Genomic DNA, 12653 nt, shown 5'->3' with positions numbered 1-12653 from the left:
TGAGATATGAAATGATGAACCCAGGCATTCTAGCGGCCGCAGCCTGCAAGCCCGCCCCGGCTGCGTGACAACAGCACCCAAAACGGGCAGGCAATGTGCAATGCGAGGCCACAGCGTTACGCAATCACGAGATTTGCCGGCGCGTCGTCCCATTGCCCCCTTGCTGGACGGCGACTCGCCTCAGCGCCAGCCCATACGCGTTGCCAGAATCGCGGCACGTTCGGCCATGCCTTCGGCCAGGCTGGCGCCGAACCGGCTGGAAAAGCGCTCGGCGAAATTCTGCTTGATGGTGTAATCGCGAATGTCTTCCACCTTGACGAGCTCGCGCGCAACCGTATCCACCGTCCCGTAGCCGTCCGCCAGCCCCAGCTCGATGCTGCGCGCACCGGACCACATCAGGCCGCTGAACAATTCCTCGTTTTCCTGTTCCTTGAGGCGTTCACCGCGTCCCTTGCGCACCACTTCGATGAATTGCTGGTGCACCTCATCCAGCAATTTCTGGGCATGCGCGCTTTGCTGCGGCTCCTGCGGCGAAAAGGGATCGAGAAACCCCTTGTTCTGCCCGGCAGCCAGCAGGCGCCGCTCGATCCCCAGCTTGTCCATGGCGCCCGTAAAGCCGAATCCCTCGATGAGCACGCCGATCGAACCGACCATGCTGGCCTTGTCGACGAAAATCCGGTCGGCCGCCGCCGCCACGTAGTAGCCGCCGGAAGCGCAGTAATCCTCGACGACGGCATACAGCGGCGTATCCGGATATTTGGCGCGCAAACGCCAAATCTCGTCATTAATCATGCCGGCCTGTACCGGCGAACCGCCGGGGCTGTTGATGCTGAGAATGACGGCCTGCGTCCCCTTGTCGGCGAAAGCCGCCTGCAGGGCGCCGATGATGCGCTCCGCGCTCGCCTCGCCCCTGGCCTCGATCACGCCCTGCATCCGCACCAGAGCGGTATGGCGGGAACCATCGCCGAAGCGCTCGACCGATCCGCCCCAATCGCCAAGCATCGCCAGGAACAGGACGAAGCAGAAGAAGCCCAGCAGCCTGAAAAAAATGCTCCAGCGCCGGCTGCGGCGTTGTTCGGCAACGGCTTCAAGGGCGATGCGTTCGAGCACCTTGCGTTCCCAGCGGTCGGCCGGATGATTGTCGCGATCGGATGCGTCCATGTCATTCCTTCAGGTAAATGTTGCCGTCGCGTTCGACGACGACGAGTGATGTCAGGCCCCGGCCGCTGCAGCGACCGCCAAGGCAGCGCCCGGATTCGGGAGCATACAGCGCGCCATGCACCGCGCAGATCAGAAAATTACCGCTGAGGTCAAAGAATTTGCCTTCCTGCCAGTCGAGCTCGACTGGCACATGGCCGCAGCGATTGATGTAGGCGCGAGCCGTACCGCGATAGCGCACGACAAACGCCGGCTCCTCGACGCCATGCCGCATGACGCTGAAGCGGATACCATCGCCGCCCTCCTGCAGCTCGGCGCTTGCGCACAGCAGTCGTTCCGCCGCAGCCATGCCAGTCGCGCTCATGCGCCTGCGTTCTGCAACAGCCACGCCTGCACGTCCGCCACGGAGGCAGCGCACAGCAGCGGCCCCTCGGCTTCCAGCAGCGCACGCGGATGCGCTCCATAGGCCACGGCCAGCGAGGGAACGCCGGCATTCCTGGCCATCAGCAGATCGTGGGTGGTATCGCCGATCATCAGCGTCCGCTCGGGCGAAACGGCAAACTCCGCCATCAGTTCGAGCAGCATCTGCGGATGCGGCTTGGAATGACATTCATCGGCGCAACGCGTGGCATGAAAGTAGCGCCGCAACCCGCTGTGATCCAGCGCGCGCTGCAGTCCAAGCCGGCTTTTTCCGGTGGCAACGGCCAGCATGAAGCCTGCATCCAGCAGATTCCGCAGCATTTCCGTCGCCCCCTGGAACAGCACCAGTTCGTGGTCGCGGGACAGGTAATGATGGCGGTAACGTCCGGCAATCTCGGGATAGCGCCCCGGATCCAGACCCGGCAACACCGTCTGCAACGCATCGTGCAATCCCAGTCCGATGATGTGGCGGGCACGTTCATCGGTCGGCGGTTCCAGCCCGAGATCGCGGCAGGCGGCCTGGATGGCGGCGACGATGGCCGCCGCAGAATCCATCAAGGTGCCATCCCAATCGAAGACGATCAAATCAAAAGACTGCGCCATGCTTTCCTGTTCTCCTTGCTTCCGGCACTCCCCTCATTCCCATTCCCCATACTCTCTTTTCTCATGCCGATCCAGTTGCACGAGAAAAGCCCGCAACTCTGCCGGCAAGGGGGACGCCAGGACGAGCCATGGCGCTTCCGCATCGAGCGGATGACGCAGGCGCAACCTTGCCGCATGCAGAAACATGCGTTTCAGGCCGGCTTTCTGCAAATCCTTGTTGCAGGCAAAGTCGCCATACTTGTCGTCACCGGCCAATGGAAAGCCCAGATGCGCCAGATGCACGCGAATCTGGTGCGTGCGCCCGGTTTTCAATTCCACTTCCACCAGGCTGAAATTCTGCCAGCGCGCCACCAGGCGCACGATGCTGTGCGCCTCCTTGCCTTCGCCGGAAACTCGCACCCGCCGCTCATCGTCGGCCGTCAGATATTTCAGCAGCGGCAGGCGCACATCCTGGCGCGGCGCCGTCCAGCGCCCCTTGACCAGGGCCAGATAACGCTTGTTGATGCTGCCCCGGCGAAAGGCCTCATGCAGGCGAGTCAGCGCCGCGCGCTTCCTGGCGATGATCAGCAAACCGGACGTCTCGCGATCCAGGCGGTGAGCCAGCTCCAGCATGCGCGCCGTCGGCCGCATGCGCCGCAATTGCTCGATCACGCCGAAACTGACGCCGCTGCCGCCATGCACCGCCACGCCCGCCGGCTTGTCGAGCACCAGCAGCGCCTCGTCCTCATACACGATATCGAACTCGCGGGCGGGAATGGCCGCTGCGGCAGTGGCGGCATCGGTGCCATCGGCAGCACGCACCGCCAGCCGGATGGGCGGCACGCGCACCCGGTCGCCGGACTGCAAACGATATTCGGGCGCGACGCGCCCGCGATTCACCCTGACCTCGCCGCTGCGCAGGATGCGATAGACATGGCTTTTCGGCACGCCCTTGCAGACGCGCAGCAGAAAGTTATCAACGCGCTGCCCTTCGGCTTCTTCGCCGACTTCCAGCCAATTCACCGAATCTTTGCTCAAGTCCTTCATTTCCAATATACTGTGTCCGGTTTGCCGTCCTTCGGCAAGCGTGCCCGGCGACCCGAAGCGGCGCCGGTGACGCTCCCGGGGATGTTGTTGGCCGGTACCTGCGCTCTGTCGCTTCATTTTGCTTCCGCAGCCATGCCTCTGCACGTCACCAGACACTGAACGCTGACGTAATGGCGTCATGGATACAAGCGGATGCGGAATGGGCAAGACAAGCAGCAAGCAGACAGATCCCGGGATCACTGCCAACAAGGTGCAAATGCCGTGAGCGCCGCAGAAAGCGCGAGATTATCACCCACTGCACAGCAAACCACCAAGGTTATTTCACTCACCGGAAGCAGTGATACGACAACCAAAGTTGCGCGCACAAAGTACCAGGCAGAACACCGCAAGAATGCCGAGCTTCAAGAAAACGGACCAGGATTTCCCACCGCCTTGAAGCAGCCAAATCAGTTCCCTCCAGCCATCAACCATCCGCCGTTTTTTCGTGGCCATCTTTCAACCATGCCCCTGAAACTGCAATCCTGATGCGAACCTCCCGCTGCCGGCGCATGCCGAAAGCGGGTCGAGGGTGGGTTCTGCCCGTGCTTGTACTTGTACTGTGCGCGCGGGAGACAACATGAAACGCATGCTATTCAATGCGACGCAGGCCGAGGAACTCCGCGTCGCGATCGTCGATGGTCAGAAACTGATCGACCTCGACATCGAATCGGCCACCAAGGAACAACGCAAGAGCAACATCTACAAGGCCGTCATCACCCGCATCGAGCCCAGCCTCGAAGCAGCCTTCGTCGATTACGGCGCCGACCGCCACGGCTTCCTGCCTTTCAAGGAAGTCTCGCGCAGCTATTTCAAGCCCGACATCGAAGCTGGCAAGGCGCGCATCCAGGATGCGCTCACGGTCGGCCAGGAACTCATCGTCCAGGTCGACAAGGACGAGCGGGGCAACAAGGGCGCAGCGCTGACCACCTTCATCTCGCTGGCCGGCCGTTATCTGGTACTGATGCCCAACAACCCGCGCGGCGGCGGCGTCTCGCGCCGCGTCGAGGGCGAGGAACGCCAGGAACTGCGCGACATCATGGATCGCCTCGAAGTCCCGAAGGGTGCCAGCCTGATCGCCCGCACCGCCGGCATCGGCCGTTCCTACGAAGAACTCCAGTGGGATCTCAACTACCTGCTGCAACTGTGGAATGCCATCGAAGGCGCGGCCAATTCGCAAAGCGGCGCCTTCCTGATCTACCAGGAATCCAGCCTGGTGATCCGCGCCATTCGCGACTACTTCCACGCCGAGATCGGTGAAATCCTCATCGATACCGACGACGTCTTCGAACAGGCGCAGCAGTTCATGTCGCACGTGATGCCCGCCAACGTCACTCGCGTCAAGCGCTATCAGGACGATGTCCCTCTGTTCTCGCGCTTCCAGATCGAACACCAGATCGAATCGGCCTACTCGCGTCAGGTGAACCTGCCCTCGGGTGGCGCCATCGTCATCGACCACACCGAGGCGCTGGTCTCCGTGGACGTCAACTCGGGGCGCGCCACCAAGGGTACCGACATCGAGGAAACCGCCTTCAAGACCAACTGCGAAGCGGCCGATGAAATCGCCCGTCAACTGCGCCTGCGCGACCTCGGCGGCCTGATCGTCATCGATTTCATCGACATGGAAAACACCCGCAACCAGCGCGAAGTCGAGAACCGCCTGCGCGATGCGCTGCGTTACGACCGCGCCCGCGTGCAGACCGGCAAGATCAGTCGCTTCGGCCTGCTCGAACTCTCCCGCCAGCGCCTGCGCCCGACGCTCGCCGAAACCAGCTACATCCCCTGCCCGCGCTGCAACGGCACCGGCCACACGCGCTCGACCGAATCCTCGGCGCTGCACATCCTGCGCATCCTCGAAGAAGAGGCGATGAAGGAAAATACCGGCGCCCTGCACTGCCAGATGCCGGTCGATGTCGCCACCTTCCTGCTCAACGAAAAGCGTTCGGACATCGCCAAGATCGAAATCCGTCATCGCGTCAATCTGGTGCTGATCCCCAACGTCCATATGGAAACGCCGCAGCACAGCATCGTCCGCCTGCGCCACGATCAGCTCAACCAGGAAGACATCAACCTGCCCAGCTATACGATGGTCGAAAACCCATCCGAAGAAGCCTATACGCCGCCGTCGGCGCAGGTTGACGGCCGCCAGATACGTGTCGAAGCCGCCGTCAAGGGCATCACGCCCAGCCAGCCGGCACCCGTTGTCGCCCCCAGAGCCGACAACGGCGCATCCGCAGCCACCGCGCCGGCCGCAATTGCCAACCCCGGCCTGTTTTCCCGCCTGCTCTCCTGGTTCAGCGGCGCCAAACCGGCCGCATCGACTGCCGCCGCACAACCCGCCGCAGCGGCAACCGAAACCGGCAGCGAACGTCCGCGTCGCACCGGACGTGGCGAGCGTGGCGACAATCGCCGTGGCGGCCGTGGCCGTCAACCCCGCAACGAAAACGCCAATCGCGAACCGCGCGAGCCCCGTGAATCCAGCGAGTCCCGTAACGCTCGCCAGCCACTCAATGAAAGCGCTGCGGACAAGCCCGAAACCCAGGCCCGCACCCAACGCAGCCGAGGGGAAAAACGCGACGAGAGCCCGGCAGGCGAAACGCGGGAACCGCGCGCAACCAAACCGCGCCAACCTCGCGCGCCCAGGCAGCAGACCAGCGCCAGCCAGGCAGCGATCGAAGCCGGCGACGCCAACCTGCTGCCGGACGGCGAAACCGCCGTGCTTGCCCATGCCGCCACCGAGCTGGACGGCACGCAAACTCCGCGCGAAGCCCGCGAAGGCGGTCGTCGCCGTGGTCGCCGCGGCGGCCGTGGCGATCGCAACGATCGAGGCGATCGAGGCGAAAAGCGCAGCGAAGAAACCGGCGCCACAATGGAAACCGTGGAAACTGCAGCGGAAGCCGGCACGGAAACCGACATCACCATTGCACCTGCCACATTCACGGAGGCAAGCGTGACGGCCGAGGCCGCAGTATCCGAAGCCCCAGCATCCGCAGCACCCGAAGCCTCCGCAGTTGCCATGGCGGCAGCAACCGACATCTCTCCCGTCTTGCCGGCAGCATCCAATGCTGCAGCAGCGGTCGCTGCGCCTGAAATCCCTGCCGCGCCGGCGATTGAAGTGAGCGCCGAAGCCACTGAAGCCACTGAAGTCACTGAAGTCACTGAAGTCACCAAAGTCGCTGATGAAGTCACCGATATCCCGCTTGAAACAGCGCCACAGGCAGCGGCAAGTCCGGAGAGCCTGGCAACGCCGGCACCCGACATGCGGGAGGAAACTCCGGCCGCTCCCAGCCAACTGGCCGCCAAGCCCGACTTCAGCAACTCACTGGAACAGGCCGGCCTGATATTGATCGAAACCAGCGGCAATCACGCGCCCACGGAAACGACGGAACCGGTGCAAAAACTCGGCCGCAAACCGCGTCCCGCGCCAGTGATCGTCCATGAGCCGCTGCAGATGGTGGAAACCCGCACCGAGTAAGCGAAAGCCAACAAGGAGGCGCAGGCGCCACCAAGCAAAAGGGCACGAGTTCGCAGTCACTCGTGCCCTTTTCTTTTTGATCGGGAACCGGGGCAACGCTGCAACGCCGGCAGCCACTCCGTCACGCTGTCACTCCATCGCCCCGCGCACCGTCCCGTGTCTTATCTGCCGAATTTGGCACTTTACCGCTTTACCGTTTTTGCTTTCCGCGCCAATGCTTGAACAGGCCGATCAAAGCCGGTGTGAGCGAGGCCAGGACGATGACGAGTATGGCCAGGAAAAGGTTGTCCTTCACCAGCGGCTGATTGCCGAACCAGTAGCCCGCCAGCGTCAGCGAGCCGATCCAGATCGCGCCACCCAGCAGATCCATCAGGAAAAACCGCACATAGGTCATACGGCCGATGCCCGCGACGAAAGGCGCGAACGTCCGTGCCAGCGGCAGGAAACGCGCGAGGATGATGACCTTGCCGCCATGCTTCTCGTAGAAGAGATGCGTTTTCATCAGCGCGGCCTTGTTGAAGATGCGCGAATGCTCCCAGCGAAAGGCGCGCGGCCCGATGGTATGGCCGACCCAGTAATTGACGTTGTCGCCCAGTACGGCGGCAATGAACAGCACGGCGCACAGCGTGGTGATGTCCATGCCGCCGGTTGCCGCCACCGCGCCGGCAACGAACAGCAAGGAATCGCCTGGCAGAAACGGGAATATCACCACGCCCGTCTCGCAAAAAATGATGGCGAACAGAATGACGTAGATCCAGACGCCGTATTGCTGCACCAGCAACTCCAGATGCTTGTCGAGATGCAGGATCAGATCGAGCAAATGCCCGATGACGGACAGGTCTTCCATGAATATCCCCAGGTACCGTGGCACGTGCTGGCGCGCAGCGTCGGCAAAGGCCGCGATTCTACCGGAAGGGTTCGTGCCGCCAGATATAATCGCCCGGATGAACGCCACCGCATCCAGCAATCACATTGCCCGCATCCAGCCCCTCCCCGACCAGTTGATCAACCAGATCGCGGCCGGCGAGGTGGTCGAACGGCCGGCCTCGGTGCTCAAGGAAGTGCTGGAGAACAGCCTGGATGCCGGCGCGCGCCAGATCGACGTACAGATTGCCGCCGGCGGCATCAAACTGATCCGCGTTGCCGACGACGGCCGCGGCATGCCGCGCGAAGATCTGCCCCTGGCGCTGATGCGCCATGCCACCAGCAAGATCAGCACGCTCGATGATCTCGAACACGTCGCCAGCTTCGGCTTTCGTGGCGAGGCGCTGGCCTCGATTGCCGCCGTGGCGCGTCTTAGCCTGACCAGCCGCACGGCAGATGGCGAACACGCCTGGCGCATCAGCAATACCGGCGCCGAGCAAACGCCCGCCCCTGCCGCCCTCACCGCCGGCACGGTCATCGAAATCGCCGATCTCTACTACAACACCCCGGCGCGGCGCAAATTCCTCAAATCCGAGAACACCGAATTTGCCCATTGCCAGGAAACCCTGTGGCGCATGGCCCTGGCGCGGCCCGATGCCGCTTTCAGCCTCAGCCACAATGGCAGCGTCAAACTGCGTCTGACACGCACCGACGGCGCACGACGGATCCGCGAATTGCTGGGAAGCGATTTCTTCGACCAGGCGCGTCCACTCGAAGTCAGCGCCGGCGACCTGCGCCTGAGTGGCTACGCCGCCCTGCCGGCCTATTCACGAGCCACGCGCGATGAGCAGTATTTCTTCGTCAATGGCCGCTTCGTGCGGGACAAGCTGCTGACCCATGCGGTGCGCCAGGCCTATGCCGACATCCTGCATGGCAGCCGCCACCCGGCCTATGTGCTGTTTCTCGAACTCGATCCCTACGGCGTCGACGTCAATGTCCATCCGGCCAAGACCGAAGTCCGTTTTCGCGACGCGCGCGGCGTGCATCAATTCGTCTTTCATGCCCTGCAGCGCGTGCTGGCGGCTCCGCTGGCCCAGTTGCTCCCGGCGGCTTCATCGATTCCATTGACTCCATCGGCGTCATCAATTTCGCCGACACCATCCGGCACCGGGCCACGCCCGACGGCATCAGGCGCAGGCGGCATTGCCGCCGCGACATCCTACGCGCCGGCTTACCGCACGCCTCACCAATCCCCGCTGGGCATCGCCGAAGCCGGAGCGCAAACCACCGCCTACCTGGACTTCGTCGCTACCGGCATGCGCGATACGCAGCAAGCCACAGCCACCGCAACACCCTCCCCGCAGACAGGCCAGGATATCGCCACCCCTCTCGGCTACGCGCTGGCGCAATTGCATGGCATCTACATCCTGGCGCAAAACGCGGCAGGCCTGGTGCTGGTCGACATGCACGCCGCGCATGAACGCATACTCTACGAGCAACTCAAGCGAACGCTCGATACGGAAACACCCACGCCGCCAACCCAGCCCCTGCTGATTCCCGCCGTCTTCTCCGCCACGCCGCGTGAAATGGCGACCGCCGAAACGCACGCCGCCACGCTCGCTCAGCTCGGCTTCGAATTGACTGCCGCCGGACCGCAGCAACTGGCCCTGCGCAGCGTGCCGGCACTGCTGGCCAATGCCGCCCTGACCGAGCTGGCGCGCGCTCTGCTGGCCGACCTCGACGAATTTCCCGCCAGCCAGGTCATCGAAGAACGCCACAACGAACTGCTGGCCACCATGGCCTGCCACGGCGCGGTGCGCGCACGGCGACAGCTCACGCTGCCGGAAATGAACGCCCTGCTGCGCGAAATGGAAGCCACCGAGCGGGCCGACCAATGCAACCATGGCCGCCCGACCTGGAGCCAGCTTTCCCTGGTCGATCTCGACCGTCTCTTCATGCGCGGCAAATGAGAAAACGGCGCGCCAGGCGTCCAGCATGACGGCCTCCCTGCCGCCCGCCATCTTCCTGATGGGCCCCACCGCCAGCGGCAAGACCCAACTGGCGATGGAACTGGCAACGCGGTTGCCCATCGACCTGATCAGCGTCGACTCGGCGCAGGTCTTCCGCGACATGGACATCGGCACGGCCAAGCCCGATGCCGCCACCCTGGCGCGCTTTCCGCATCGGCTGATCGACATCGCCAGCCCCGAAGAGCGTTATTCCGCCGCGCAATTTCGTAGCGACGCCCTGCGTGAAATGGCCGAAATCAGCGCCCATGGCCGCATCCCGCTGCTGGTCGGCGGCACCATGCTCTACTTCAAGGCCCTGCGCGAAGGGCTGGCCGACCTGCCCGCAGCCGACCCCGCGCTGCGCGCCGAAATCGACGCCCTTGCCGCCGCGCGGGGCTGGCCGGCAATCCATGCCGAACTGGCGCGCCTGGATCCGGCCAGCGCCGCCCGCCTCCAGCCGACCGACGCACAGCGCCTCCAGCGCGCCCTGGAAATCGTCCGCCTCAGCGGCCAGCCGGTCGCCGCGCTGTACGCCGCGCAACGGCAAACCGCGCTGCCGTACAGGTTGCTTGCCCTGGCCCTGGTGCCGAGCGAGCGCAGCGTGCTGCACCAGCGCATTGCCGCGCGCTTCGACGAAATGCTGCACGCCGGCCTGATCGAAGAAGTGCGCATGCTGCGCGAGAAATACGCCCTGGATGCCAGCCTGCCCGCCATGCGCTGCGTCGGCTATCGCCAGGTCTGGGAGATGCTCGAAGGCCGCCTGCCGGAACGCGAACTGCGCGAGCGCGGCATCTACGCCACGCGCCAGCTTGCCAAGCGCCAGCTCACCTGGCTGCGCAGCATGGCCGGCATCGAAACCTTCGATCCGCTTGCGGCTGATTGCACCGATGCCATCCTGCAGCGCGTGCGCCGGTTTCTTGACTGAACCTAGGCAGGCAATCGCCAGCTCACGGCCGCGCCCGATACAAACGCACGGCCGCCTCGAGGCGCAGACGCTCGCTCGGCGTGAATTCCGTCTCGCGCAACTGCTGCCGGCTGGCCGGGTCGGCATCGGCATAGCGCGCGATGCGCTGCTGCCATTCCGCCTGCTGCCGGTCGACGGCTGCCATGCGCACGGCGGCCGCCGCGCCGAACTCGCTGCTGCGGGCCGCCAGCCGTTCATCGCCGTTCATCGTTTCCAGTTCGCGGTTGTGCGCCATGATGCGCGAAGGCAGCATGGCCGCCTGCCGCGCTTCGCGCTGCGCCGGACTCAACAGCTCATTGCTCAGGCCGGCAAGCTGCGCCTCCTTCTCCGTCAGCGGCAAATCGTTGCGCGCGGCAAGACGCAGGCGCTCGACGGTGAAGGCGTCATAGCGGTTGTCATCGGCAAACAATCCGCCGATTTCCTCCGCGCTGAAGTATTTCTCCTGGAGTGCGCGGCGGACGGCGAGCACGGCCTGCAGCGCATCTGCGGCATTGCTCCTGGAATCGCCGGCATGCGCTGGTACGTCCAGTTGCGCCAGCGCATCGCGATAGCGCATGTACTGGCCCAGCAAGCGCTGCGCCTGGAGCCGGTATTCCGCCGGCACGTGCATTGCCAGCAGCGCAGCAGGATCGCTCGGCGCTCGGCCCAGTATCTGCTCGAAGATACGTACGAGATCCGCATTCAGCAGCGGATCCACCCCGCGTTTCCGCCAGTAGGCGACATCGAGGATCTGCCGGTCGATATCATCGGGAACGGCGACCGGCGTTGCGTTGAAATTGCGCAGCAGAAAACCGTCGTCAGACGCTGCTCCTGCGGCGCCAGCGCCCTTCCCGGCAAAAGACAGCGGCGCCCCAGGCCACGAGGAAGACTGCCCGGATTCCGTTGCATCCCCAGCCGGCCATTGCCAAAAGGCAAGCGCTGCGAACAGCATCAGGCTCAGGAAAGCGGCAATGGCAATGACAATGGCAGCGCCCCGCACCGCTGGCAACTTCACTCAAAGCCCCAGTTTCATCAGGCGATTGGCGTGCTCCCGGTAAATCACCACCGGACTCACCTCATGCGGCGATACCAGTCCCCAGAAGTTGTTGATCTCGTCGAGATGATTCTGCCGGTAGATGCCCAACTGGCGTCCAAGGCGCGAGGCGCAGACCGATACCAGGCCATCATTGGCCGTATTGTCCGCTGGATCCATGAACCGCATGGCCGTGCCGGTCAAACCGAACACATAATCCAGCGGATCGACATAGGTGGTGAAAATCGCATTGCCGGTCCATGAGTAGTAGCGCACGCCATTCACCAGCTCGGGGCCATTCAGCACCTTGCAATCGGCGGGCGGCAGACCGTCGGGAAACCTGGCATTGAAGGCTGCCATCCCCTCGGGACTGAGCGCGGCAAAGGACTTGAACGCATCTTCCGGCGCGTTCTGCTTGCCGGAAAGAAAATCGATGAGCTTGGCCAGCCCTTCTGCCGCGCCCTTGATCACGCCACCCAAGGGCTGGCCCTCGAAGTTGGTGGCGATGCCGGTCAGCGGTTGGCCGCGCGCGTTCAGTCCGGCCACCGTCGTCGCCGAAGCCACTTTGCCGGGCAGGACGGCTGCCGCATAACGGATGGTCGGCCCGCCGTGGGAATGGCCGATCAGATTGACCTTTTCCGCGCCGCTTGCCGCAAGCACGTAAAGAATCTGCGTCACCAACTGTTCGCCGCGCTCTTCGGAGGAATTCAGGCCGGAGACTTCAGCGACATACACCTGGGCACCGCCGGCCCGCAGATCGGGCACGATCTTGTACCAGTAATCGAGAAAACCGCCGAGGATGCTGTCGAATCCGAACATGCCATGCACCAGCACGATCGGATACCTGGTTGCCGTGTAGCCGGGCGCCGGCGTGCCGACCGCCGCCGGCGCCGCAGCGGCAGGAGACGGGCCAGACACGGCGCCGATGATGCCGAACGCAAACGCGAACGCCAGCCATGCGCCAGCGGTCAACTTCCTGTATGCAGACATAACCCCTCCCGAGCCCTCGTTTTCCGGCTGCCGCCAGCCTTGCGGCAAGCCACCCCTGCAACCGCCTGCCCATGGCGTGGCTTTTTTAACACAGCT

Annotated in this window: 11 protein-coding genes; 4 read left to right on the top strand and 7 right to left on the bottom strand. The window is 63.9% G+C overall.

The window, feature by feature from the left end; all coding sequences use genetic code 11:
- Window positions 1-180: 180 nt before the first annotated feature.
- From SDENCHOL_RS07775 to SDENCHOL_RS07760, 4 genes are read right to left on the bottom strand one after another with little or no spacing between them, the layout of a single operon-like run.
- Window positions 181-1161, bottom strand: a complete 981-nt coding sequence (locus SDENCHOL_RS07775; RefSeq protein WP_154716713.1) for a S49 family peptidase — start codon at window positions 1159-1161, stop codon at window positions 181-183.
- A 1-nt stretch (window position 1162) separates the two neighbouring features.
- On the bottom strand, window positions 1163-1522 hold the full coding sequence (locus tag SDENCHOL_RS07770; RefSeq protein ID WP_231912942.1) for a Rieske (2Fe-2S) protein: 360 nt from the start codon (window positions 1520-1522) through the stop codon (window positions 1163-1165).
- Window positions 1519-2181 carry an HAD family hydrolase gene (locus SDENCHOL_RS07765; protein WP_154716712.1) on the bottom strand — a complete coding sequence of 221 codons (663 nt, stop codon included), beginning with the start codon at window positions 2179-2181 and terminating at the stop codon, window positions 1519-1521. Before SDENCHOL_RS07765 ends, SDENCHOL_RS07770 begins: the two co-directional genes overlap by 4 nt.
- A 33-nt stretch (window positions 2182-2214) precedes the next feature.
- Window positions 2215-3207 carry an RluA family pseudouridine synthase gene (locus tag SDENCHOL_RS07760; RefSeq protein ID WP_154716711.1) on the bottom strand — a complete coding sequence of 331 codons (993 nt, stop codon included), beginning with the start codon at window positions 3205-3207 and terminating at the stop codon, window positions 2215-2217.
- Between the two features lie 261 nt (window positions 3208-3468).
- Here SDENCHOL_RS07760 and SDENCHOL_RS07755 point away from each other — a divergent pair, with 261 nt between their 5' ends.
- Both SDENCHOL_RS07755 and SDENCHOL_RS07750 read left to right on the top strand, forming a co-directional pair.
- Window positions 3469-3732 carry a hypothetical protein gene (locus tag SDENCHOL_RS07755; RefSeq protein ID WP_154716710.1) on the top strand — a complete coding sequence of 88 codons (264 nt, stop codon included), beginning with the start codon at window positions 3469-3471 and terminating at the stop codon, window positions 3730-3732.
- Window positions 3733-3823: 91 nt separating this feature from the next.
- Complete coding sequence (locus SDENCHOL_RS07750; protein WP_154716709.1) at window positions 3824-6718, top strand: Rne/Rng family ribonuclease; 2895 nt, start codon at window positions 3824-3826, stop codon at window positions 6716-6718.
- 190 nt (window positions 6719-6908) lie between these two features.
- On the opposite strand, the gene SDENCHOL_RS07745 is transcribed toward SDENCHOL_RS07750, so the two are convergent.
- Window positions 6909-7565 carry a DedA family protein gene (locus tag SDENCHOL_RS07745; protein ID WP_154716708.1) on the bottom strand — a complete coding sequence of 219 codons (657 nt, stop codon included), beginning with the start codon at window positions 7563-7565 and terminating at the stop codon, window positions 6909-6911.
- Window positions 7566-7662: 97 nt separating this feature from the next.
- Here SDENCHOL_RS07745 and mutL point away from each other — a divergent pair, with 97 nt between their 5' ends.
- Window positions 7663-9552 (top strand): DNA mismatch repair endonuclease MutL, encoded by a 1890-nt coding sequence (gene mutL / locus SDENCHOL_RS07740; RefSeq protein WP_154717401.1) that lies wholly within the window; start codon window positions 7663-7665, stop codon window positions 9550-9552.
- Between the two features lie 25 nt (window positions 9553-9577).
- Window positions 9578-10516, top strand: coding sequence for a tRNA (adenosine(37)-N6)-dimethylallyltransferase MiaA (gene miaA / locus SDENCHOL_RS07735; protein ID WP_154716707.1), 939 nt, complete (start codon window positions 9578-9580; stop codon window positions 10514-10516).
- 22 nt (window positions 10517-10538) lie between these two features.
- On the opposite strand, the gene SDENCHOL_RS07730 is transcribed toward miaA, so the two are convergent.
- Both SDENCHOL_RS07730 and SDENCHOL_RS07725 read right to left on the bottom strand, forming a co-directional pair.
- Entirely contained in the window at window positions 10539-11549 is a 1011-nt protein-coding gene (locus SDENCHOL_RS07730; protein WP_154716706.1) for a lipase secretion chaperone, read from the bottom strand.
- A complete protein-coding gene (locus SDENCHOL_RS07725; protein WP_154716705.1) occupies window positions 11550-12557 on the bottom strand; it encodes an esterase/lipase family protein in 1008 nt (335 codons plus the stop codon).
- Window positions 12558-12653: the final 96 nt, after the last annotated feature.

The sequence above is a fragment of the Sterolibacterium denitrificans genome, from assembly GCF_900174485.1.
In the GTDB taxonomy this organism is placed as follows: Bacteria; Pseudomonadota; Gammaproteobacteria; order Burkholderiales; family Rhodocyclaceae; genus Sterolibacterium; species Sterolibacterium denitrificans.
The sequence above is the reverse complement of the archived record's forward strand: the minus strand, read 5'-3'. Positions and strand labels throughout refer to the sequence as shown.